The organism is Oribacterium sp. HCP28S3_H8 (genome assembly GCF_052064775.1).
GTDB lineage: Bacteria > Bacillota > Clostridia > Lachnospirales > Lachnospiraceae > Oribacterium.
This window is the reverse complement of record NZ_JBQHUZ010000011.1, coordinates 16,179-37,238: the sequence shown is the minus strand read 5'-3', so window position 1 is coordinate 37,238 and position 21,060 is coordinate 16,179. Positions and strand designations below refer to the sequence as shown.

Genomic DNA, 21,060 nt, shown 5'->3' with positions numbered 1-21,060 from the left:
GGTAGATCTACGGGGTAATGCAGGCACTATATCTTCGGTTACTTCACCCGAATCTTCCATCCCACCTGGATCAGGTTCACATTTTTGATCAGGGATGCGTTCAGCTTCTGGATGGCGGATACGCTGGTTCCATACCTTCTGGCAATTCCGGAGAGGGTGTCTCCTCGCTGCACGGTATAGTACACTGCCTGTGGCTTGCTCTTTGCGCGAAGCAGTTCGTTCACTCTTGTCTGCACAGCGGAAGCATCATAGCCAGCAGACGAGAGACGGTTCCTTCGGTCCGCACCGTTCCCCCACTTCCCTGCCAGCACTTCACGTGCAAGCTCATCTACGGACTTCGTCGCGGTATTCTCCTTGTAGCGAAGCACACGGTTCCAAGGGAAGTTCCGATACGAACGGATCAGGAATTCACGTCCGGTCTGGTCACCGGGAGCGCCACCAACTGCTGTTCCCTTCTCATTGATGGAAGCCTCAACCTCTCTTCCATTTCCGCAGTACATCGCAGTGTGGTGCGCAGTGTTCAAAAGGACATCGCCGCGTCTAAGGCCTGCTCCGGTTGCAAGGTTCACCATGCCGGTTACGTCCTCAAAGCCGCAGGACAAAAAGACCGAGAGCATGTTGCCAGTATAGGTAGCACCCCTTGTCTTCACAGGAACACCGGCTGCCTGCCATGCCGAGATCACTGCCGAGGAGCAGTCAAAGTCTCCTCTCTCACCCCAGCGATACCTCTGGTCGTAACCGTATCGATTGTCATTTGCATGATTTTCCATCCACTGGATGGCAGATTCTGTTTTACTCATGATTTTCTCCTCCTCAAACTTCTATTTCCCGCAAATCAAAAAGCCCTCCGGGTTTTGAAGCCCGAAGAGCCAAACATAACAATGCTCCATTAACGGATGGAGCAGCCGAGATACGAGGTTCACCTCCTCTCACGCATCTGTCTTGGTGAGCTGCTTGTAGATCTGGTTCACGCCAGTCGCTGCAAGACCGGACACAATGCCGACAGCAAGGGCATTAATGACATCCTTTGCCGGGAAGTCCGGCATGAGATACAGCCCCGCGATGCCGAGCACCGCACCGACGCATCCGCAGATCACCGGGATCAGCTCATCCTTTACCGAGCCAGCTGCTTTGCAACCGATGCCGACAAGATACGCAATCACTGTGATTGCCGCCACACTTGCGATTCCAAAGTCCATAAGTCATTCCTCCTTTTCTTTATTTCTGTCTGCCGTAAGCGGCAGTTCCAGACACTTCTTGTACAGGGACTCCCCCGTACCATTCCCGCCGAGTGCTTTGTACGGCTTGTACAGGTACTCTAGGTTGCTCCGGTCATCCGGAGAGCACCATCCCCGGGCAATAAAAAAGCTGCAGGCCTGATAAATACGGTCATGCAGCAGGGCCATCATTCCTTCTTTGATTTCGTCGTTCTCCTGCTTTCGCCGGAGAAGCGTCCGCCAGAGCCAAGTGAGGACGGCAAGGATCAGGGCAAAGAGCTCCTGAATCCAGTATTTCAAGATAAAGTCGATCAATGGAATCACCTCCTTCCTTAATCCTCCACATATACCATCAGGTACTTGTACTTAAGCGTTGCTTGGTTATAAGCCATCAGAGTTGTCTCATCATTGGCAACACCATCGGCAAACTTGAAATGCCCGATCTGGTCCGCATCCGGGTAGCTGGTTGTTCCGTTGTCTTCGCTATCTACGATGCACTTTCCTGTTGTGGCATAGAACCGGAATCCGTTATAGGTATCCATGTCCGTTGACAGGGTTCCGTCCGAAAGCCGTACTTCCACGACCTTCAAGCGGATATCCGGATCACTCTTCGTGATTGAGGATCTCTTCAAATGCACAGCGCTGTTTGCGGGATAGGTAATGAAGCCCCTCCCGTCATCCACGTCCAGCGCAAGCTTTGTCACCGCAGCGACGTTCTTGATGTGATCGAAGGAGGGCTTGCCTACTTCCGTGACCTCACCGGAGGATCCTCCAGATCCGGATGCTGGAAGAGTCAGCACCTGTTTGGTTCCTTCCGAGGAGCGGATCGTGAGCTTGCTGTCACTTAGTTCAAAGGTGTAGGTCGTATCCGTAAAGACGGCTCCTTCCGGGACATCCGATTGTACAGTATGCCCGCCAAGAGCTTCTGTATTTTTCTTGATGGCATCGGTGTTTTCCTTCACGTCAGCTTTGATTTCCGTATCGTCATAGGCGGTATCCGTAAAGACTGCATTCTCAGGTACGTCGCAGGCTACCGTGTGTCCGTTCACCTTGGCAGCATTGTCCACAACTCCGTCCCCGTCTGCATCAAAGGAAGAAACCACATCAACGAGAGCGTTCGAGAGCTCGCATAACTTTTTAAGGATTTTAGATTTCCCCTTGTAAGCAATCCGGAAAAAATTCATGAGCCCGCCTCCTTTGTCTTATCCTCATCAAGCAGCGTGTATGTGATCTTCATCGTCTGTGAGGCATTCTTTTCGATAGGACTTGAGAGGTTGGCAATTGTCCCGAGATAGTTGGCAACATAACCACGGTAGATCCGGGACGAGTCATAATAGCCAAAACACTCCAGATGGTCCCCGCATACCTGGAAATGATCCGACCAGTCTGACTCGCGGCGGGTGCCTTTAAAGATATGGAGGAATACAGTTCCGTCTTCATACACCAGACCGTTTCGCCATTCATAGCCGTCCTTGGTGTAATGATAGAGGTTCAGCGGAACACCTCCGTTATAAGGGGTGATCTGCTGAAAACTGTAGATATAGTCACTGGATCCGTCCTCAATCACCCGGATTGCTTTGACATCCACAGGATTTTTGAGACTCACCTTAAGCACCTCTTTCTGGTTTACCGCAATCACATACAGATAGCCATTCCGAACCCGGATCTGATAAGGATCGCTGAAGTAACTGACATATTGCGTCACATAGGTTTTCTTTGTTTTGTCATAGACGGATACCGTGTCATAATTGCATAAAACTCTCGGCGCTATCGTCATCGTGTGGATGTCAGATTTGCTGTAAGAGCCATCTGAATACTTGATGGTAAACCAGTTGAATACGTGGCCGGGCTCTTTTTCGGGATCAAATCCCGCGTAAACACAGTAAAGGAATCCGTCTCCGCCATCAAAATACAGCTTCTCGTTCCGGCAGCGGTAGGTATAGGAATTCGTTGCTCCGGAACTGCTCGATACATATGTGAAAGAACAGCACGTCGTGTCAAATTCCGTAACCGCTTCATAATCCTCCACGCGGGAAGCAAAGTCGTACACGTTATGGTGGAGCATAGCTCTGCGGACACGAGATACCCGAATCGAGTCCTTGACATTTTTAAACATATACAGGTATTCCCCATCATATCGAACTGGATACCAGCTTCCGTCTGTGGAAGGGCTTCCATTGGACGAGCTGCTGTAGTAGCCCATGTAATTGATCAGCGGATTGGAAGCCGCGTAATTACTGGTACGTGCCAACGCTTTGATCGTCCCGTTCGCCTGTGACGTACCGAAGTCCCAGACGCTTTTATATCCATTCTCCACAGGTCCCGATTCTGCAGCATTAAACGAGCCTCTGTGGATATCCGATGTGTTTGTAGAGCCGTCTGCATATCCTACGAGGTGCACGTCCTTTGTCGGAAAATGTACGTTACGGATGTCCTCCGTAAGCATCCCATCAAAAAGAAGGATGCCGCCGAGGGCATTGGTCGCAATCGGAAACACCTCGCTGTCCAAATTGGCCCCGCAGTTCTGCGCGATATTCATCACGTACCGGAGCGCATCCGTGACGAGGTTATGATGCTCTGCCTTCTTCTCCAGCTTCCCCGTCTTTGCATTAAAAAGTTCTATCGTTGTGATCCCTCTCATGCCGATATTTCCTCCTCATAAATCTGAATGTCCGTAACGGTTGCGGACTCTGTCAGAATCGCGCGCACCATCACGGAACCGGTGCATTTTTCTGCCCATGCCGAAGGGGTAATCGAGCGCATTGTTCCCTCAAACATGCCGTACACATCCTGGGTATAATCCGGTGTCACCCACTCATCCGCATAAGTCCACCAGCTTTTTCCTTTATCAAATGACACCAGGTATGCGACATCATCCCCAGAATGCTTGGATGTAATCTGCATAATAGCGGAAACTTCACAAACGGGCGTGGTCAGGGTTCCCTGGCTTGCCCCATCCGCGTTTTTCCAAACCGTTCCGTCATAAGTGACTCTGTCATAAGCCATGACATCCTTTGCGTAGGATACTGTGAACTGATGCAACCGGAAAATAGGACCGATTGCATCTGAGAATGCTCTCAACAGTACCTCTGCGACATCGAGATGGCTGATTTGGTCGTTAAGTGCAAAGTCTTTTGCTGCCGCGAATACAGAAGAAACAGAATCCTCAAAATCTCCAAGAAGCACTTCCCGAAGATCCGTTGCAGGAAGCGTATCCTCCACCTGGGTCGTCCCATCCCAGGCACCATCCCCTACAAGTCCCTGACCGGAAATATATGCCCTCGCCTGCGCCATGCCGATGTCGATTTCTCCGCCTTCCATCGTGATGTTTACAAGAAAGGATCCGATGATATTTGCCGTAGAGTTCCAGGTGTATAACAGATGAAGCAGATGCGTTCCGTCTGACGCGGTTTCCACAGGATAGTAGTCTGTGATTGACTCGCCGTTTAGTTCGTAGCTGACCTTCAGGATTCCTTCCTGTTCGGAAAAGGTACCTTCCAGAATGGATTCTGTTGTATTGAGCTGATAGATGATCTCTGCATGAAAGTCCACATGAGCGTCTTTTGTCGTGACGTAATGAAATTCAATGATCTTTCCACTCTGGCCATCCCCGATGTGGATGTCCTGTGCATTCTGGTAATCGTAATAGTGGACTGCATCTCCATCGACTCGGTTCATAAGCCCCGCGAGGTTCTTATCCACCTTGCTTCTGGCGCTTGCAAGTGCCGGGTTCTGACCGACACCTTTTACCTTGTACTCACCGCCATATGTCCAGTCGTACTTTGTGATGCAGTAGAGCTTATCTCCATCTGCAATCCCATCAGAAAATACCAGTACGTCTCCAAGATCATAGGCTGGGTTACCGATCATGGACACTTCCATTGGCACATAATCAATTGCAGAAAGCGCACTAAGGACAGCCCTGGTCTGCTGCTCAAGCGTATCGGAAACGCCATACTGGAGCAGAGGGTTTGCGCCGAGGTTGTAGGTTAAGCCATCATCCGCATCAAGACAGTAGTATTTCGTTGTCTGTGTTGCGATATCCACTCTTGAGATGCCTGTGTAGCGAGTCTCAAAATCTGAGAACTTCGCTCCAGTATAGCGATGCCTGGAATCGATCGTATCCACCGGTTCCTTTGTGTACCGTCGAAGAATAAGCTTTCCCTCTCGATCCATTGTGGCAAAGGAACCCGCTGCCTGAGCGGTCCAGCTCACCAGATCCCGCCAGGTTTCTATGTCGTTGTCCTCATACACGGCGAGATTCTCTTTGCCGTTTGGGAATAACTGAAGATCTGTCTTGCTCTGTGCCATCAACACACCGCAGGCGTTACACGCCAAGTGCAGAAAATCATAAATAGACCCTTGGGAGGATGACAGAGAAACCGTCTTATCAAACAGGCTCATCCCGTCATAGGCTGTGATTTCAACTCCCGACAAGGTCCAGTTTGCTTCGGCAATGTAAAACACACCAAGCGGCACGTCCTCGTAGCTTCCGTCCGCAAGTTTTAGCCCACAGACTGGAGTTATCGGTTTTCCGAGAAGTGTTCTCTTCTCTAAATGAAGACCATTAAACGTTGCCTTTAACTGCCCGATATAAACCTGTCCGATCCCCACGGTTGTTTCATCCGAGCACTGATTCGTAATCGAAAAAGACCCAGAGAGGATGTTTTCATCCCAAAAAGGAACTGCTCCAATCGTTCCCTTCATACGAAAGCTTTGTACCGGCTGCTTCATGGCGGCCTTGTATTGTTCACTTACAGCGTACATGAAGCGCCTCCTTCCTTAGAACTCTTCCAGATCGAAGCTTACGGTGTAGAGTCCATTCGTCCCTCTTGTCTTTTCTGAATGCTTCTCCGGTCCGGTTTTGAAGTTCCGCATCCGCATGGTTCTTGTCTTGTAGCCCTGCGTCTTCAGGTCATAGAGCCTCACCTGTATCGAATCCTTATCCCGGAACGTGGCAAAGATAGCTGCCCACCGGCTCGAACATGGAAAAGAGGCAGAGACGGACAGCTTGTCATACCTGGTGACAATGACCTGATCCGTTCCTGCCTCGGTCTGATTGGTACTCTCCACAACAGAATAGCTCTCTTCCCAGCTTTCCGGTGTGAAGAGCTTTACATCATCAAAGTAGATTGGGTAATCACTTAGCATGCATCATCGACCTCCTGACCGATAGTTGCTCCGCTGGGTCGCCCGGACGACGATCTCATCAATCCTCTCCTGCCCGATGTAGACGGGGATAATGATGTCACCGCCACCTACTCCTGCGAGGGCACCCTTCACGATTTCCGCAAGCTTATCCGTACCAACCACAGCTTCCTGCCCTGCTTCACCGCCACCAATGAGTCTTCCACCTGCAGCGCCGAAGATCGTCGGGCTGTTTAAGAGGTAGGCATCATCCATAGCTTTCCGATACCAATCGACGGAAAGATGCGGAACCGAGGGCGGATTAATGGAGAGCTTACCGCTGATCGAGAAGTGCGGGAGCTTGATATGTGGAAGCTCCAGATGGCAGCCGGAGAAGAATCCCTTGATCCGATCCAGGCCGCCACTCACGATGCTCTTGGCATTTTCGATCATGGAGGAGAAAGCTCCTTTGATCTCACCAAGTTTCCCCTGTGCGGAAGAAAGCGCATCACCAAGCTTCCCGCCTGTGAGATTATTGATGGTAGTAAAGCCCGTCTCCCAGATCGACTTGTAAGCATCCACAGCTGTTCCGATGATGCCCTTGATCCCGCCGCCGTGCTGATCGATGGACGACTGAATCGCATCCCAGGCATTCCCGGTGTTCGTCTTTATGGTATCCCACGCAGTACCGATCGTGGTTTTGACGTTGTCAAAGGTCGTGCCTGCTGTCGTCTTGATCCCGTCCCACACACCGGAGAGAGTGGATGTAATACCGCCCCATACTGTCGATGCTGTAGAGCTAATCGTCGACCAGGTATTCGAAAGGAAATCAGAGATCCCAGTAAAGACCGTGGTTGCTGTCGTACTGATCCCATCCCAAAGTCCTGTGAAGAAGCTGCTGATGCCGTTCCAGACCGATTCTGTAGTAGATTTAATCCCATCCCAGAGGCCGGAAAAGAAGTCGCCGAGGCCTTCACCAATGCTCTGTACACCAGAACAGACGGTAGACCAGACACCGCCAAACCACTCGGAGATTTCTCCCCAGTGCTTCACGATCTCAATCACCGCGACTACAGCAGCCACGACCGCCGCAATGATGGCGATGATCGGGAGGATCGGAACGGAAACTGCTGTGATCGCCGGGATCGCCGTTGTAGAAAGAAATCCGACCAGCTTTCCGACCACACTTGTGACGGAACCCACAGCGGTGACAACCTTGCCGACACCGACGACGACCGGACCAACAGCTGCAGCGATAAGTGCGGCTTTGACGATTGCCTCTTGCATTCCCGGGGACAGACCATCCCACGCACTTTTGAGAGCCGTCACCACATCTTTGATCTGGGTCATCGCTTCCGTGATCATTGGTGCCGACGCATCTACGATCTCCGCGCCGAGGTCTTTTAAGTTGTTCATCACAACTGTCATCTGGTCGAGCGGATCCAGAGTTTCATTGAACGTACTCTCCACCGATCCCGCGTAATCTCCCAGCGTGGTAGAGAGGTCGCTAAGCGAGAGCTTCCCGCTCTGCACCGCGTTGTAGATCGCACCACCGGCACGGGAGCCAAAAAGGTCGTAGGCTGCCTGCAGCTTCTCGGTATCGGAGGCATTGCTGTTCATGGTTTTGGAGAAATCCTTCAGTGCATCGCTAAGAGACTGTCCATTCTTTGTCGCGGTCTTCTGCGCCTTGGTAAGGCCGGTCAGCATCGTCGAGGTATCAAGGCCGGACATCTCCACCGCACCCATGAACCCAGCGGCCTGCTCGGCAGAAAGTCCCATCGACTGGAACTGTGCAGCATTTTTGGAAAGATCCTGCGAGAGCGTATCCATCGACACACCGGTCGCCTGTCCGACCTGATTTAAGGCATCGAGGAGGTTTCCGGCATCATCGGACGACTGCCCGAAGGCATTGAGGACGGAAGAGACGTTATCAACCGAGGTGCTGACGTCCGTGCTGTTGAGGGTTGCGAACTCCACGAACTTCTTAGAGAGGTCTTCAAGTGCATCCCCCGTCAGACCAAATCTGGTGTTTACTTCGCCAATGGCATCCCCAGCAGTCTGAAAGTCCGTCGGAATCGTCTCTGCGATCGACTTGGCACGCTTCTGCATGTCCTCAAGGGCTGCACCGCTTGCTCCTGTCTTCTGCGTCACAGTATCGAGCGCTTCATCGACTTCCTTCCACGCGGCAACCGAGGCAGCACCGACTGCAGCGACTGGAACCGTGATGCCTTTAGTGAGTCCTTCACCGACATCACTGATCTTGCCGCCGACTTCTTTCATCTTGTCCCCGGCGACCTGAAGTTCTTGTCCTGCAACAGAGCCAAACTTCTTATACTCGTCCTCGAGTCCTTCGAGGGACTGCTTAGTGGCTTCAATCTCCCGGGTCAGTGCTTCCTGCTGTTTTTGCGTCTCCTCAGTCTGAGGACCAGCCTTAAGCTGGGCAAGGGCTTCTTTCTCCTCGGAAAGCTTCTTCTTGGTCGCATCGATCGCTTCGGTCAGGTACTTCTGCTTCTGTGCCAGAAGATCTGCATTGCCCGGATCCATCTTGAGGAGCTTGTTCACGTCCTTCAGGTTACTCTGGGTATCCCGGATTTCCTTGTTCACGCCTTTCAGGGCATTGGAGAGCTTGGTCGTATCGCCGTCCAGCTCGATTGTGATTCCTTTAATACGATCTGCCATAGCCTACTCCTCCCTTCATGGCATGAAAAAAGCATCGGCTCATCACCGATGCGAATTAAAACGAATCGAAATCCTCCTGTGTCGCCACCTGCCGGTACTCATCGTCGCAGAAGTCGTTCCCAGACTCAATGATCATATCCATCACAGTCCCCTCGTCCAGCTCATCCAGCTCAGACAACGTCAGTCCCATCTGCTTCGCCCTCAGGAGAAACACCGCCGTGTTTACTTCCCGCTCCGTTGGGCGGCTTCTTTTTTTGGCTTGGAGCTTGTCCTCCGTGATCCAAGGTAGAGCGTGACGAACTCCTGCATGTGAAGAAAGAGCTCTGCCCCGTCGAACTGATCCGCCCATTCGAGGAAGGCGTCCTCGTTCAGCTTATTCATGTCACGCTTTTCTGCCTGCGCGTTCATGATAAAGGCCAGCTTGTCGCCGACGGTCATATCCGTCTGGTCATCCTCGCTGTTCTCCATCTTGTTTAAGAGGATCATGAGATCCTGGTGGAAGACCTGCTTATAGCGGTATGCTGTGGTCCCCGTTGCGAGAAACGGGAACTTCTGCTCCGACCCATCATTGAGCCGGAGGGAAATTTCCTGATACATGTCTACTCCTCCTTATCACTTAGAGCTTGTCGTTGTCGAAGATGTGGTACTACCGCCAGACGTAGAAGAACCTCCTGACGCCTTTGCAGCAGCAGGCGTGTAGACCTTACTGTACCAGCTCTGGTAGGTGGCATCGGTGGTATCTGCACAGGAACGGGCCTTTACGATGTTCTTTCCAAGCGTGGCATCCCTGATCGATGTCGCATTGATGGTAAGGCTTTCGGTCTGTACCTCGATGGAGTCCTCCTTGGTGCTGGATGCCACAGACGGTCTTGTTGCCGTGCAGTTATACATGACGTGGCGGATCTCATTCACATCGCCATCAAACTCAAAGAGAAGCGCAAAGTGAATGGGCTGGGCATCCGCATCTTCAACCAGAACTCCGTTTCCATCCTTGATCTCGCCGAGCACGTTCTCCCGGAAGTCCTCCGGTACCATCGCAGACTCGAAGTCCCCGTTATAGCCGCTGTTCGCATTGGTGACAAAATACTGCACGCCGTCTGCCCAGAAGATCGTCTGGTCTCCCTGTGCATCCAGTGAGAGAGATACCGCACCCGGCCATGCAATCGGATCCGCAAAGGTGGCGGTCCCATCCTCCGCGATCGTTGCAATGGCATAATGTACGTTTTTCAGGTTGTACTTGACCTTGTTCTTTTTACTTGCCATTTCAGACCTCCTGTTCAAATGAATACAGGACCTCGTAGAGCTTCTCAGAATCTATCCAGGTCTCTGTCTTTTCAAAGAAGATCCCGCTTTGGATCAGCTGATCTTCCAGTCTCTTTTCTATCTCCGGATCCTTCTTATCCGTGTAGAGCTCGATGTCGATCTCTGTGATCGGGAAATATACGGTTCCATCCGCGGCAAAGTTATCGCTGTTCGGACAGCGGAAACAGAGGAAGGGAGGATCCGGCCCTTCCCCTTCCGCAAAGTGATCATAGGTATAAGGAATCCCTTGCTTCTCCAACTCCTCCAGAATCTGTATGATCTTGTCCATTGCTTCCTCCCATCCTCAGCCCTTTAATTCCTTCTCAATCTCATCTGATAGCTTCCCGGTGATCTCTTCTTCGACCGGAGCGATGTGTGGAATGCCTGCAACTCTTCCACCTCCACGCTTGGCATGGCCTTTCTCCAAGAGGTGCGTGAGTCTATAGATCTTGTTGTGAACAACCACTTCTGCGCCAACCGCCGTCTCCTTCTGGACGGTAGATCGCCATCCTTTTGCGTACTTTCCGGTGCGCTTTGGCGATTTCTCCTTCAGTTCTTTTGCCGCTTCCTTCCCGGCATCCTTGATCTCCTGCTTTACGATGTCGTTCACATCCTCCGCGTAGTCCGAGAGGGTCTTTTCCGCCGTCGCCGCTAGATCATCTACTTTCACCTTCATCGCTTCACCTTCTCACATTTGAATTTCATGCTCCGTTTCTTAAAGCCCATCGGGTCAATGGCGGTCACGTTGTAGATATTGTCTCCCAGCCGGATCCGGATCTTTGTGGAGTCGAGCCCTTCGAGGCACTTTGCATACCGGACGGTAAAGTCGATCGCATCCGTGCTGTTTGTGGTTCCCGCCTCCTGCTTTTCGGATCCTCCGCTCTGTACCGGTGTTGCCCAGCAGGTGTAGAAGTCTGTCCAGGTGTTGGTGTGATTGCCATACTTGTCTTTGATGACCTCATTCTTCTGGATCGTAAGCCTTACATTCATTGCTGCGATATTCATCCCGCACCTCCGTCAGAACCTTGGATCCCGTTCTCCGAAGAGAAGGTTTCGAAGCGTGATGGTCAGGGCGTGATGATCCGCTTCCTCCCGGTGCTCATTGAGATAGGCCAGGGTATAGAGGACTGCCACAACTGTGATCGGGCTGCTCTCATCTTCGAGGCTGTCTTTCCGGAGAACGGCAGCAACTAAGTTCTCAGCGGCATCCAATTCCTGCTGAATGATGTCATCTTCGTCACCAGAATCGACCCGGAGATATTTCTTTGCTTCCTCCAGCGTGATCATCCTGTCCTCCCTTCAAATTAGAAAGAAAGCCCAGAGCTTTGACACTCTGAGCCTCCATCATTTCTGAATTACTTCTGCAGATCAGGCAGATGCTCCTGCCTTCAGGATCTGCACGGCTTCCGGAAGAACCAGAAGGCCATCGACACGCTCCTTGGCGACATACCCGATCATGCCGTTTCCGGCAAAGAGCTCACGAAGCTCCTGCATGGAACGACTCCCGCGATCGCCGATGTTGTAGTAGCTGTAGTCACCAAAGGCCATCACAGGCTTTCCTGCCGCAAGCTCCGGTGCAAAGGCGCTGGTGTGAACCGCATAGCCAAGAAGTCTGTCCGGCTCCCCTGCCTGATAGGACGGTTGCCAGATGTAAGCGCCGTTGTTGTCCTTAAGCTTCCGGAGAGTTGCAAGGGTCTGGTCGTTCATGATGAACGATGCTTTCTTCCGGTACGGACGCTTCAACGCGTAGACCAGATCCAGCACATCATCGGTGCCAAGCTTGGTGCCGGTCAGGGTCTTTGCGACCGTGCCGCCATTAGTCTCATCAAAGAGACCGGTGGGCTTTCCCTTCCCATCGCCGTTTAAGAAAGCATCCTCCTCGGCATTGGCAATGGCGATTCCGAACTGTGTGGTGATGTAGCTTGCAAGGTCAAACATGGAGTCATACAGAAGCTCCTCGGTAACCTTCACTGCCACATGGAGCTTATGGGCGTCCATGATCTTCTGTCCAAACTTCGCGTCGGTGAACTGAAGCGCACCACCCTCTTCAATCCATGCTGCCGTCGGCTTGGCTCCCGCGATGTTGATCTTGTGCTCGCCGGAAGTGGTGATGTGGGTTGCAAGGCCCCGCATGATGTTCTCTTCATTCAGGACATCGATGAGGCGGCTGTCCCACTCCTCCGGAACGAGGTATCCGCCATCGGCATCCACACCCTCCTGCAGGATGTCGGAAACCTGATGGAAGTTCGTGCGCATGGCGGTCAGCATATCCTTGGCATACTGATCGGAAGCGCGTCCCTGCTTCTTCGGCTTATCGTTGCCTGCGGAAGGCATGTTGGAAAGAGGAGAAGAGGTCGGCTGACTCAGCTGTGCCTCAATAGCAGCCTGACGATTCAGACGGTCGATCTCCTTGGTGAGATCTGTGATCTCCTTTTCCATGCGGTCATAGGTTTCTCCATCGGCGGCAGAAAGGACGCCGTTCTCTCCTCTGTGTGCTTCGAGGAAGGCCTTTGCTGCCTCCCACGCTCTTGCCCTTTTTGCAATCAAATCCTGTACGTTCATTGTGTTCTCCTCCTCACATCATCGTGTGCAGCAGATTCAGGCGATCCATCAGAGCATCCACGCTCCGGCCTTCCTCTACTTTGCTTTCGGCATCAGGACCATCCTGTGCCTTGTTTCTAACCTTGTAGTGTTCCTTCACCTTGTTGGTGAATGCAGCCGCCATCTGACGACTGGAATAAAGAAAACCCGCAACAAGCAGATCTTCGTTCTTCTTCTCAGGATTACCTTCAGATTCCTCCGGATTCTCCTTGGCAGGATCGTCCTCTTCCTGATCCTGTTCTTCCTGTTCCCTGCGATAGAGATCCGGTCTCTCCATCACACGGTCTGCAAAATGAAGCTCCACTGCCTTGCTCGCATCCATCCAGGTCTCATCGTCCATGAGCTTACTGAGCTTGTTCTTGGAGAGCCCGGTCTTCTTGACGTAGGCATTCAGGATCGAATCCTTGACGGAATCGAGCATCGAGATGGCCTGCGCAAGATCATCCTTATCCCCCATTGCCATCGTGGACGGATTGTGGATCATCAGCATCGACACCGGAGAGACAAGAACCTCGTCTCCTGCCATCGCAATGACCGATGCCGCTGATGCTGCAAGGCCGTCGATCTTCACGGTGACCTTTCCGTCATAGGACAAGAGCATGTTGTAGATCTGCGCTGCCGCCCAGACATCGCCGCCCGGAGAGTTGATCCAGACCGTGATCGGTCCTTTCCCGGAATCAAGGTCGGACTTAAAAAGAGCTGGCGTGACGTCATCGTCAAACCAACTCTCCGAAGCGATGGTTCCGTTCAAAAACAGTGTGCGTGCGGCAAGATCCGGATCTTCTCCATCCGGTGCCTTGTTCCGCACCCACTTCCAAAACTTGTTCATGTGTTCCTCCTTCCCCTTCTTAGGGGCTTATTGTTCTTGGTATCTTCTTCCGGCTCCTGGTCTGGATCCTCCTGCTTCTTCTCAGGCTCTTCATCGGGCTCATCCTGCTCCGGAGGACTACTTCCACCACCGGAAGTCTGGTAGGCCGCTCCTGCCGATTTCAAAGGCGTCATCGATCCATTTACAAGAAACAGGTTCCCGCCCTCCTCGTCTGGGACAAGATCCATGTTCTCTAAGCGCCGGACATCGTTCACACACAAAAAGCCGTTGCTGATTCCGGTCGCATAGCCCTGCATACGACTCTCATAGTTGCCGCGAAGAAGACCGTCCACGTTGAAACGCGCATAGTAGATCTTCTTCTCCTCCGGGGTAAGGAGAGAGCGAGAGATTGCAGACTCGATTCTGGCAAGCCACGGCTGCAGACTGTAGGTCACAAATTCCAGCGACTGTTCCTCAATATTAGAAAAAGTCGCGTGCTCAAGATCTCCAATCATATGCGGCGGCACCCGGAAGATCCTTGCGATCTCATCGATCTGGAACTTTCGAGTATCCAGAAACTGCGCTTCTTGCGGATTGATGGAGATCGGCGAATACTTCATGCCCTCTTCCAACACCGCAACCTTCCCGGCATTCTGGCTCCCGCCAAAGGCAGCCTGCCAGCTATCCCGTACTTTCTCCGGATCCTTCAGGATACCGGGATGCTCGAGAACTCCGGAAGGCGCGGCTCCGTTCTCGAAGAACTTAGAGCCATATTCCTCACAGGCCATCGAAAGACCGATACTGTTCTTTGCCATCGCAATCGGGCTGTACCCCACAAGGCCATCAAACCCAAGGCCCGGGATCTGCATCACCTCATGGGGAGAGAGCTTGACGATCGTCTCCTTCATGGTCGGCGCATCCGATCCCTTGGACCAGAGGTACTGGTAGTAGATATGTCCGTTCTCATCCCGGTCCACCGTCATGCGGTTTGGCATCAGAGGATACAGTGCTGTGATCTCGCCTTTTCCATTCCGGATAATCTGCACATAGGCATTACCCCACAGGAGAAGATGTGTGAGGATCGTCTCCCAGAAGGTGTAAGCCGTCATCTCTTCATTCGGCTCACTGTGAAGAAGAAAGTACAGCAGATGATCCGTTGCCTTTACCTTGCTCCCATCCTCCTCTTTGTAGAGGTGAAGTGGCAGGCTTGCCACAGCTTCTGCCAGCACCCGGACACAGGCATACACGGCAGTCACCTGCATCGAGCTTCGCTCTGTCACGGTCTTGCCGGATGAGGTGTGTCCATAGTAAGCGCGGTAGACACTGCCGGAGGTAGAGTCTTGCGGATCCGCTCTTGCCTTCCTTCTGTGAAATAAATCCTTAAATCCCATCGATCCTTCCTCCATCAAAATGTGATCAGCCCTCGGCTGTCGTAAACACTCTCTGCTTGTTCCTGCCGAATACAGCGATCCAGCGCCATAATCGATGCAACGATACCGTCGATCTTTTCCGGTGACTTTGCCTTGGTCGGCTTGATGTTATCGGCAGCGTCCCGATCTACTACCACGTTCAGGGCCATCCACCGAAGGACCGGATTACCACCGTGGATGATCTTTCCTTCCATCATCAGTTTGTAGAACTCCTTGGTCGGGGCGGACATATCTTTGAAGCCCTGTCCAAAGGGCACCATCGTCAAGCCGTCATCCTGCAGGTTGATAATGAGCTGGGTCGCATTCCACCTGTCGACCGCGATTTCCTTGATGTTGTAGATCTTGTAGAGATCCAGGATGAACTTCTCGATGAAGTTGTAGTCGATCACATTTCCTTCCGTCGCCTTCATGTATCCCTGCTTTACCCAGACATCGTAGGGAACAGAGGCCCTTCGCACCCGGATTGGAATGGTGTCCTCCGGAACCCAGAAGAACGGCAGGCAGATGTACTTCTCCCTCTCATCCCTCGGTGGAAACATCAGAACCAGTGCGGTGATGTCGCCGGTGCTGGAAAGGTCTAGACCTCCATAGCACTCATGACCCTTGAGCGAGTCCAGATCAATCGTCTCATTGCCCTGATCAAAGACCTGCTCCGGAATGAAGGCGGTCGTTGAAGATACCCACATGTTGAGTCGGAGCTGCTTAAACACCGCCTCCTCCGCCGGATTTTCCATTGCCTCGTGGTAATGCTCCCGGACACGTTCAATGTCAATCGTCTGCCCGAGACTTGGATTTGCTTTGTACCAGTTCTTCTCATCGTGCCAGTCCTCATCATCTTCCAGTCCGTAGACAACTGGATAAAACGTATGATCTACACGCTGCCCGGAGAGGATGTCTTTTGCCTTCTGGTGCAGCTCGTAGCAGATCGAGTTCTTATCGGTTCCTGCAGTCGTAATCAGGAAATACAACGGCTGCTCACGGGCATCACCAGAGCCTTGCGTAAGTACATCGAAGAGTCTTCTAGTAGGTTGCGCATGGACCTCATCGAACACAAGGCCAGAAACATTCAGGCCGTGTTTCGTTCCCACCTCTGCGGACAGCACCTGGTAGAATCCGGCATTCGGGTAGTTCACAATTCGCTTGCTGGCGGCCATGATCTTGGAGCGCTTTAAAAGCGCCGGTGTCATGTTTACCATCTGGTGTGCGACATCAAAAACGATCGATGCCTGCTGGCGATCTGCGGCAGCGCCATAAACTTCTGCAGAAGGTTCGTTGTCTGCGTAGAGCAGGTACAGGGCAACTGCGGCTGCAAGCTCTGACTTTCCATTCTTCTTGCCAATCTCGATGTAGGCTGTCCGGAACTGCCGGTTCCCATCGGGCTTCACAATACCGAAGAGATCCCGGATGATCTGCTCCTGCCAAGGAAGCAGCCAGAAGCGTTTCCCGGCCCACTTGCCTTTGGTATGCCGGAGCATCTCGATGAACTTCACCGCCCGGTCTGCTTTGAGCTTGTCATAGTGAGATGTTGGAAGCATGAATTTTGTCGGCTGGTAATCGGTCAGCTTTGGCATATCATTGGGACGTTTCTCCATTACGGATCACCTCCCAACAGCTCCTCCATCTCATCTCCTGGCGTTGGCTTCCCGGCATCTGCGATCAGGCGGGAACGGGATGCCGGAGTAAGACCGAACTCGGTCGCGAACTTTCCCATCTGCTTCATGTAGGTCTGTGCGATGGAGACCTGCGGGACCTGTTGCCAGTAGCCAGAAGGTGTCCGGACAAGAGTGCCGTGCTCGGTGATAAACTCCTCAGCTTCCTTCCATCTTGCATAGGACTGGCAGTATGCGGCAAAGGCAGCCATATCGACTTCGGTGAGGACACCGATGGCTTCCATCTTCTTTGCCAGCCTGTGCCATTCCTTTCTGGCATCCTTATCGAGCCACTTCGGACAGGCAGGTGCTTTCCGCTCTGGCTTTGGCTCATTCTCATTCAGTTTTCTTTTCCCGGGATTTCCTTCCAACTCCTTGATTGCGGTTGGAGTTGGCTTTCTTCCTCTGGTTGCCATAGGGAACACCTCCTTTCTGTCCATCAAAAAAGGACCGCCGAAGCGATCCCGTCCCATGTGGTGTGTGTATTGCGGTATATGTGAACGAGAGAAAGAGCCGTGTGGCTCTCCTCCCGGAAGTTGCTTTCAATTCAGCGTTTTCTTTTCAGTTGAAGTTTTGCAGGATGGCAAGGAGCGCAAGCTGTGCGTTTTCCGTCTCCGGCTCGATGTCCCATCCTCTGTCGTATCTTGCGACCGGGAAGTCTCCGAGGCGAATCTCAAGCTTGCTGATCCTGCCACCTTCAATCCCGTAATCCTCGCTCGGCTCTCCGTAAACCTTCGCGCTGTAGGTGAATGTCTGGTTCTCGATCTTGATGCTTCCTTTGTTCCACATGGTTTTTTCCTCCTTGTTTTGTTCTTGTTTGCCTTTTCCTTTGGCATGTACATATATCACTCTGCAAGGCTTATATAGCAAGGAGATCAGCCGGATATGTGTCACAAAGATTCGCCCCGGAAACTGTGTATTTTGTACGAGGAAGAGGCCCCTTTTGCGGGGCTCCCTCCCTTTCCGTTTTCAGTTCAGTGTCATTCTGAAGGCGTGGCCCTTCTCGTAGCCTTTTCCGAAAAAGTCCTTCCGGAGGTTGACCTCGACCATCTCGCCGATCGTGCAGCCAGCCTCTTTAAAAAGCCAAAGCGTCTCGACCGCGTCCGTTGCCCGGCAGGAGTAGGTGAAGGCCTTGATGCCATTCTCCTTCATGCAGGTGGTGATGGCTTCCACATCCCGATCCCAGATGATGTCGTCGAAGTCGAGGATCTCGTTCTCGTTGTCTCTGGAATTCCGGTAGGCTCTCCAAACCTTGCAGGCAATGTCGCCCATCTCAATGATCCGATCCTCGGCTGCCTTCGCGGCTTCTCTTGCGGCATCCCTGCCCTCTGCAGTGGTGGCTTCCTAGTAGGCTTTCTTTGCTTCTGCGATGGTGTTGTAGGTTTCTTCAAAAATGTTCGTCATGGCTTTGTCCTCCTTGCTTTTTGCTTGTTTGCCTTTTCCTTTTGGCATGTACATATATCACTCTGCAGGCGATATATAGCAAGGAAATAAGCCTCATAACCTGCACAAAGATGTACCGAAAATCCTGTGCTTATCTGACATCTCCATGGAGAATAAAGCGGACGTATTCGTCCCGGTGCTCCTCAATAAAGAGCACCAGATCGTAGTAGCTCCGGTCGAAGGCGAGGCGCTGCACGTAGGGCAGGTCGAACATGTTCGTAAGGCCGCTGTCTCGAATCGCAATAATCTGTTTCCTGATCTTCTCATCCATATCAGTCCACCACCTTCCGCACGATGTCCTCGCCGTAGATCACGCTTAGTCCTGAACCGTTATCCCAGTGGACGAGCAAGGACCCCGTGTCATCGACACCATAGACGGTTCCTTTCGTTCCGGCAGGCGGTGCCTGGATGTCGTTCATCTGAAGCAGCTCCACACGGGTGCCGTTCGGATAGATCTTGCGGAGTTCTTCAAACTCCTCTGGTCTGATTAGCTTCATGCTTCCACCTCCTTTGTTGGAGCGCCGTTTCGGAAGGCGGAGCTTCCGGAGAGGTTCTTCAATAGGATCTTCCGTGCTTTCTTAAAGTCCGGTCCAATGAAGCCCATCCGAAGAAGCCAGGTGCGGAAGGCGTACTTTTCATTGTCTGTCTCTACCGGCTTGCTGCTTGCGTGCTTCAGCTCCTTCGAGAGCTTGCAAAGCTGGGTGAGAAAAAGCATGTAGGCGTTTGTCTCTTCCGGCGTCAGCTCCCAGTCGAACCAGGGGAACTCGATCTTCTCATCCGTGATGTTGATCCGGGTGTCGGTGATTCCGAGCGCCTTCTTGATGAGGCTCTCCTTTGCGCTGATCAGGTTTCTCAAGATTCCGACGTTTGCGGATGCAAGCGGAAGGCTGATCGTCAGCGCCGGTTCCTGCTCATCCTCGGCTGTTTCCTTCTCTTCCTCGGTGGTGGGTTCCTGCTCTGTGGCGGCTTCCTGATCGGTGGTCTCCGCCTGCTCGGGTTGCTTGGTCTCGGCATCTTCCTCAGCGGTGAATCCCTTCTCGTTCAATGCTTTCATCACCATCTGCATCTTCTCCTCATCGCTGCAGCTTACCCCGCCGTCCTTGTCAACCGTGATGTCTCCGATCTCGTAGGCGCAGGTCGGCATCCGCATGTAGTCGGCTTTCTCTCCGGTGATCTCCTCGATCGCATGCACCAGCTCTTTTCTCTTAGTTCCTGTCAGGTTGTAGTTTGCTTTCATGGCGTGTGCCTCCTTTTCTTTTGGTAGTACATACATCACTCAGGAGCACCGGAATAGCAACTCATACTGGCAGGAATTATGAACAAAGATCAGGCGGAGCTTTTGGCAGATGTGTACATGCTCACGCGCTCTCCTCCTTCGGCATCGCCGCAATCGCTTCATCGAACGTGAGCTTCTGACCGTCACGAAGTACATACGCATCATCGGAGTTTCCGACCTGTTCGACGTAGCGCTTTACGATGACATCCACAAACTTGGGATCCAGCTCAATGCCTCGACAAATCCGGTCGGTCTGCTCACAGGCAATCAGGGTAGAGCCGGATCCGAGGAAGGGATCCAGAACAATTCCGTTTGTCATCGAGGAGTTCCGGATTGGATACGCCATCAGTTGCACCGGCTTCATCGTCGGATGATCCTTGGATGCTTTCGGACGATCGTACTCCCAGATGGTGGTCTGTTTGCGGTCCGAGTACCACTCATGCCTGCCGCCTTTCTTCCAGCCAAACAGACATGGTTCATGCTGCCACTGGTAGGGGGAGCGTCCAAGGACCAGCGCGTTCTTTTTCCAGATGCAGCAGCCGGAAAGGTAGAAGCCTGCATCCGCAAATGCTCTGCGGAAGTTCAGTCCCTCCGTATCCGCATGGAATACGTAGATGGAACCGTCATCGGCGAGGTTGTCATGCATGCAGGTATAGGCAGCAAGCAGGAACTTGTAGAAGTCCTCGTCGGCCATGTTGTCATTCAGGATCTTCCCTGCCGTCTCCTCCACGTTTACGTTATAAGGCGGGTCCGTCACGATGACGTTTGCCTTCACACCGTCCATCAGCTTCTCGTAGGAAGCAGGATCCGTGGAGTCACCACAGAAAACAGTGTGCCGTCCCAGGAACCAAAGGTCCCCGGCTTTGGAGAAGGTCGGATTCTTCAGCTCCTCGTCCACATCAAAGTCATCCTCTTTGACTTCTTTCGACGCCACCTTGTTAAAGAGCTGCTCCATCTCCGGAGGCTCGAAGCCGGTGAGCGCGGTGTTGAAGTCGCTCGCCTCAAGATCATGCAGAAGATCTGCCAGTAGGTTTTCGTCCCATGCACCGGTGATCTTGTTGAGCGCAATGTTTAATGCCTTCTCTCTGGTTTTATCGATGTCGACGACTGCACAGGGAACCTCGGTGTAGCCGAGATCCTTTGCTACTGTCAAACGCTGATGTCCTCCGATGATCGTCATGTCAGCATTCACAACCAAAGGATCCGCAAAGCCAAACTCCTGAATGGAGTTCTTGATCTTCTCGTATTCCTTATCTCCCGGTTTCAGTTTCTTTCTCGGGTTGTAGGCTGCCGGTTTCAGATCCTTCACTGGTATTGTTTTTAACGTTGCTGTCTTCACGTTCTCTTCTCCTTTCCCGTTCCATCCTCTTGTTGAATGCCCAGCGGCAGCGGTTACTGCAGAAGCACCTGGGCCTGCCTCGCCGATTCTCTTCGATCGGCTTCCCACACTCCGGACAGAACCGCTTCGCACAGGACTCGAGGAACAGGGAAAGATCCTGCTTTCTTTCGATGTCTTCCATACTGTTCT

The 21,060-nt window shown here is 52.5% G+C and carries 26 protein-coding genes and 1 pseudogene; all 27 read right to left on the bottom strand.

The window, feature by feature from the left end:
- Positions 1-38: 38 nt before the first annotated feature.
- Positions 39-800: a LysM peptidoglycan-binding domain-containing protein gene (locus tag ACTNEN_RS11910; RefSeq protein WP_441206737.1), complete on the bottom strand. Its 762-nt coding sequence runs from the start codon at positions 798-800 to the stop codon at positions 39-41.
- A 129-nt stretch (positions 801-929) separates the two neighbouring features.
- Entirely contained in the window at positions 930-1,199 is a 270-nt protein-coding gene (locus ACTNEN_RS11905; protein WP_441206736.1) for a phage holin family protein, read from the bottom strand.
- Positions 1,200-1,202: 3 nt separating this feature from the next.
- On the bottom strand, positions 1,203-1,532 hold the full coding sequence (locus tag ACTNEN_RS11900) for a hypothetical protein (protein WP_441206735.1): 330 nt from the start codon (positions 1,530-1,532) through the stop codon (positions 1,203-1,205).
- A 17-nt stretch (positions 1,533-1,549) separates the two neighbouring features.
- Positions 1,550-2,401, bottom strand: a complete 852-nt coding sequence (locus tag ACTNEN_RS11895) for a hypothetical protein (RefSeq protein ID WP_441206734.1) — start codon at positions 2,399-2,401, stop codon at positions 1,550-1,552.
- Positions 2,398-3,858, bottom strand: coding sequence for a hypothetical protein (locus ACTNEN_RS11890; RefSeq protein WP_441206733.1), 1,461 nt, complete (start codon positions 3,856-3,858; stop codon positions 2,398-2,400). Before ACTNEN_RS11890 ends, ACTNEN_RS11895 begins: the two co-directional genes overlap by 4 nt.
- Complete coding sequence (locus tag ACTNEN_RS11885; RefSeq protein WP_441206732.1) at positions 3,855-5,984, bottom strand: hypothetical protein; 2,130 nt, start codon at positions 5,982-5,984, stop codon at positions 3,855-3,857. The genes ACTNEN_RS11890 and ACTNEN_RS11885 overlap by 4 nt, the downstream gene beginning before the upstream one ends.
- 15 nt (positions 5,985-5,999) lie before the next feature.
- Entirely contained in the window at positions 6,000-6,368 is a 369-nt protein-coding gene (locus tag ACTNEN_RS11880; RefSeq protein WP_441206731.1) for a hypothetical protein, read from the bottom strand.
- A 3-nt stretch (positions 6,369-6,371) separates the two neighbouring features.
- Positions 6,372-9,023: a phage tail tape measure protein gene (locus ACTNEN_RS11875; protein WP_441206730.1), complete on the bottom strand. Its 2,652-nt coding sequence runs from the start codon at positions 9,021-9,023 to the stop codon at positions 6,372-6,374.
- Between the two features lie 55 nt (positions 9,024-9,078).
- Complete coding sequence (locus ACTNEN_RS11870) at positions 9,079-9,213, bottom strand: hypothetical protein (RefSeq protein ID WP_441100600.1); 135 nt, start codon at positions 9,211-9,213, stop codon at positions 9,079-9,081.
- Between the two features lie 32 nt (positions 9,214-9,245).
- On the bottom strand, positions 9,246-9,620 hold the full coding sequence (locus tag ACTNEN_RS11865; protein WP_441206729.1) for a hypothetical protein: 375 nt from the start codon (positions 9,618-9,620) through the stop codon (positions 9,246-9,248).
- Positions 9,621-9,635: 15 nt separating this feature from the next.
- On the bottom strand, positions 9,636-10,286 hold the full coding sequence (locus tag ACTNEN_RS11860; RefSeq protein ID WP_441206728.1) for a major tail protein: 651 nt from the start codon (positions 10,284-10,286) through the stop codon (positions 9,636-9,638).
- Between the two features lies 1 nt (position 10,287).
- Positions 10,288-10,614 (bottom strand): hypothetical protein, encoded by a 327-nt coding sequence (locus tag ACTNEN_RS11855; RefSeq protein WP_441206727.1) that lies wholly within the window; start codon positions 10,612-10,614, stop codon positions 10,288-10,290.
- A 15-nt stretch (positions 10,615-10,629) separates the two neighbouring features.
- A complete protein-coding gene (locus tag ACTNEN_RS11850) occupies positions 10,630-11,001 on the bottom strand; it encodes an HK97 gp10 family phage protein (RefSeq protein WP_441206726.1) in 372 nt (123 codons plus the stop codon).
- Positions 10,998-11,330 (bottom strand): phage head closure protein, encoded by a 333-nt coding sequence (locus tag ACTNEN_RS11845; RefSeq protein ID WP_441206725.1) that lies wholly within the window; start codon positions 11,328-11,330, stop codon positions 10,998-11,000. The genes ACTNEN_RS11850 and ACTNEN_RS11845 overlap by 4 nt, the downstream gene beginning before the upstream one ends.
- 12 nt (positions 11,331-11,342) lie before the next feature.
- Positions 11,343-11,612 (bottom strand): head-tail connector protein, encoded by a 270-nt coding sequence (locus ACTNEN_RS11840; protein ID WP_441206724.1) that lies wholly within the window; start codon positions 11,610-11,612, stop codon positions 11,343-11,345.
- 81 nt (positions 11,613-11,693) lie between these two features.
- Entirely contained in the window at positions 11,694-12,887 is a 1,194-nt protein-coding gene (locus ACTNEN_RS11835) for a phage major capsid protein (RefSeq protein ID WP_441206723.1), read from the bottom strand.
- A 13-nt stretch (positions 12,888-12,900) separates the two neighbouring features.
- Complete coding sequence (locus ACTNEN_RS11830; protein ID WP_441206722.1) at positions 12,901-13,755, bottom strand: head maturation protease, ClpP-related; 855 nt, start codon at positions 13,753-13,755, stop codon at positions 12,901-12,903.
- Positions 13,752-15,125, bottom strand: coding sequence for a phage portal protein (locus ACTNEN_RS11825; protein WP_441206721.1), 1,374 nt, complete (start codon positions 15,123-15,125; stop codon positions 13,752-13,754). The genes ACTNEN_RS11830 and ACTNEN_RS11825 overlap by 4 nt, the downstream gene beginning before the upstream one ends.
- Before the next feature lie 14 nt (positions 15,126-15,139).
- A complete protein-coding gene (locus ACTNEN_RS11820; RefSeq protein ID WP_441206755.1) occupies positions 15,140-16,735 on the bottom strand; it encodes a terminase large subunit in 1,596 nt (531 codons plus the stop codon).
- A 20-nt stretch (positions 16,736-16,755) separates the two neighbouring features.
- Positions 16,756-17,229: a phage terminase small subunit P27 family gene (locus ACTNEN_RS11815; protein ID WP_441206720.1), complete on the bottom strand. Its 474-nt coding sequence runs from the start codon at positions 17,227-17,229 to the stop codon at positions 16,756-16,758.
- 145 nt (positions 17,230-17,374) lie between these two features.
- The gene (locus ACTNEN_RS11810) at positions 17,375-17,602 is read right to left on the bottom strand and encodes a DUF7678 domain-containing protein (protein WP_441206719.1); all 228 of its coding nucleotides are present in this window, start codon (positions 17,600-17,602) and stop codon (positions 17,375-17,377) included.
- A 180-nt stretch (positions 17,603-17,782) separates the two neighbouring features.
- A pseudogene (locus ACTNEN_RS11805) lies at positions 17,783-18,106 on the bottom strand (DUF7698 family protein); the annotation flags it as partial.
- A 241-nt stretch (positions 18,107-18,347) separates the two neighbouring features.
- A complete protein-coding gene (locus ACTNEN_RS11800) occupies positions 18,348-18,527 on the bottom strand; it encodes a DUF5049 domain-containing protein (protein WP_441206718.1) in 180 nt (59 codons plus the stop codon).
- A 1-nt stretch (position 18,528) separates the two neighbouring features.
- Entirely contained in the window at positions 18,529-18,753 is a 225-nt protein-coding gene (locus ACTNEN_RS11795) for a DUF4314 domain-containing protein (protein ID WP_441206717.1), read from the bottom strand.
- The gene (locus ACTNEN_RS11790) at positions 18,750-19,493 is read right to left on the bottom strand and encodes a virulence protein (protein ID WP_441206716.1); all 744 of its coding nucleotides are present in this window, start codon (positions 19,491-19,493) and stop codon (positions 18,750-18,752) included. Before ACTNEN_RS11790 ends, ACTNEN_RS11795 begins: the two co-directional genes overlap by 4 nt.
- 121 nt (positions 19,494-19,614) lie before the next feature.
- Positions 19,615-20,871 (bottom strand): site-specific DNA-methyltransferase, encoded by a 1,257-nt coding sequence (locus ACTNEN_RS11785; protein WP_441206714.1) that lies wholly within the window; start codon positions 20,869-20,871, stop codon positions 19,615-19,617.
- Positions 20,783-21,052, bottom strand: a complete 270-nt coding sequence (locus ACTNEN_RS11780; RefSeq protein ID WP_441206712.1) for a hypothetical protein — start codon at positions 21,050-21,052, stop codon at positions 20,783-20,785. Before ACTNEN_RS11780 ends, ACTNEN_RS11785 begins: the two co-directional genes overlap by 89 nt.
- Positions 21,053-21,060: the final 8 nt, after the last annotated feature.

What these genes read in the sequence shown, in the direction of transcription:
- ACTNEN_RS11910 (WP_441206737.1), bottom strand. Translation starts at nt 800, where the DNA reads ATGAGTAAAACAGAATCTGCCATCCAGTGGATGGAAAATCATGCAAAT.
- ACTNEN_RS11905 (WP_441206736.1), bottom strand. Translation starts at nt 1,199, where the DNA reads ATGGACTTTGGAATCGCAAGTGTGGCGGCAATCACAGTGATTGCGTAT.
- ACTNEN_RS11895 (WP_441206734.1), bottom strand. Translation starts at nt 2,401, where the DNA reads ATGAATTTTTTCCGGATTGCTTACAAGGGGAAATCTAAAATCCTTAAA.
- ACTNEN_RS11890 (WP_441206733.1), bottom strand. Translation starts at nt 3,858, where the DNA reads ATGAGAGGGATCACAACGATAGAACTTTTTAATGCAAAGACGGGGAAG.
- ACTNEN_RS11885 (WP_441206732.1), bottom strand. Translation starts at nt 5,984, where the DNA reads ATGTACGCTGTAAGTGAACAATACAAGGCCGCCATGAAGCAGCCGGTA.
- ACTNEN_RS11880 (WP_441206731.1), bottom strand. Translation starts at nt 6,368, where the DNA reads ATGCTAAGTGATTACCCAATCTACTTTGATGATGTAAAGCTCTTCACA.
- ACTNEN_RS11875 (WP_441206730.1), bottom strand. Translation starts at nt 9,023, where the DNA reads ATGGCAGATCGTATTAAAGGAATCACAATCGAGCTGGACGGCGATACG.
- ACTNEN_RS11870 (WP_441100600.1), bottom strand. Translation starts at nt 9,213, where the DNA reads ATGGGACTGACGTTGTCTGAGCTGGATGAGCTGGACGAGGGGACTGTG.
- ACTNEN_RS11865 (WP_441206729.1), bottom strand. Translation starts at nt 9,620, where the DNA reads ATGTATCAGGAAATTTCCCTCCGGCTCAATGATGGGTCGGAGCAGAAG.
- ACTNEN_RS11860 (WP_441206728.1), bottom strand. Translation starts at nt 10,286, where the DNA reads ATGGCAAGTAAAAAGAACAAGGTCAAGTACAACCTGAAAAACGTACAT.
- ACTNEN_RS11855 (WP_441206727.1), bottom strand. Translation starts at nt 10,614, where the DNA reads ATGGACAAGATCATACAGATTCTGGAGGAGTTGGAGAAGCAAGGGATT.
- ACTNEN_RS11850 (WP_441206726.1), bottom strand. Translation starts at nt 11,001, where the DNA reads ATGAAGGTGAAAGTAGATGATCTAGCGGCGACGGCGGAAAAGACCCTC.
- ACTNEN_RS11845 (WP_441206725.1), bottom strand. Translation starts at nt 11,330, where the DNA reads ATGAATATCGCAGCAATGAATGTAAGGCTTACGATCCAGAAGAATGAG.
- ACTNEN_RS11840 (WP_441206724.1), bottom strand. Translation starts at nt 11,612, where the DNA reads ATGATCACGCTGGAGGAAGCAAAGAAATATCTCCGGGTCGATTCTGGT.
- ACTNEN_RS11835 (WP_441206723.1), bottom strand. Translation starts at nt 12,887, where the DNA reads ATGAACGTACAGGATTTGATTGCAAAAAGGGCAAGAGCGTGGGAGGCA.
- ACTNEN_RS11830 (WP_441206722.1), bottom strand. Translation starts at nt 13,755, where the DNA reads ATGAACAAGTTTTGGAAGTGGGTGCGGAACAAGGCACCGGATGGAGAA.
- ACTNEN_RS11825 (WP_441206721.1), bottom strand. Translation starts at nt 15,125, where the DNA reads ATGGGATTTAAGGATTTATTTCACAGAAGGAAGGCAAGAGCGGATCCG.
- ACTNEN_RS11820 (WP_441206755.1), bottom strand. Translation starts at nt 16,735, where the DNA reads ATGCCAAAGCTGACCGATTACCAGCCGACAAAATTCATGCTTCCAACA.
- ACTNEN_RS11815 (WP_441206720.1), bottom strand. Translation starts at nt 17,229, where the DNA reads ATGGCAACCAGAGGAAGAAAGCCAACTCCAACCGCAATCAAGGAGTTG.
- ACTNEN_RS11810 (WP_441206719.1), bottom strand. Translation starts at nt 17,602, where the DNA reads ATGTGGAACAAAGGAAGCATCAAGATCGAGAACCAGACATTCACCTAC.
- ACTNEN_RS11800 (WP_441206718.1), bottom strand. Translation starts at nt 18,527, where the DNA reads ATGGATGAGAAGATCAGGAAACAGATTATTGCGATTCGAGACAGCGGC.
- ACTNEN_RS11795 (WP_441206717.1), bottom strand. Translation starts at nt 18,753, where the DNA reads ATGAAGCTAATCAGACCAGAGGAGTTTGAAGAACTCCGCAAGATCTAT.
- ACTNEN_RS11790 (WP_441206716.1), bottom strand. Translation starts at nt 19,493, where the DNA reads ATGAAAGCAAACTACAACCTGACAGGAACTAAGAGAAAAGAGCTGGTG.
- ACTNEN_RS11780 (WP_441206712.1), bottom strand. Translation starts at nt 21,052, where the DNA reads ATGGAAGACATCGAAAGAAAGCAGGATCTTTCCCTGTTCCTCGAGTCC.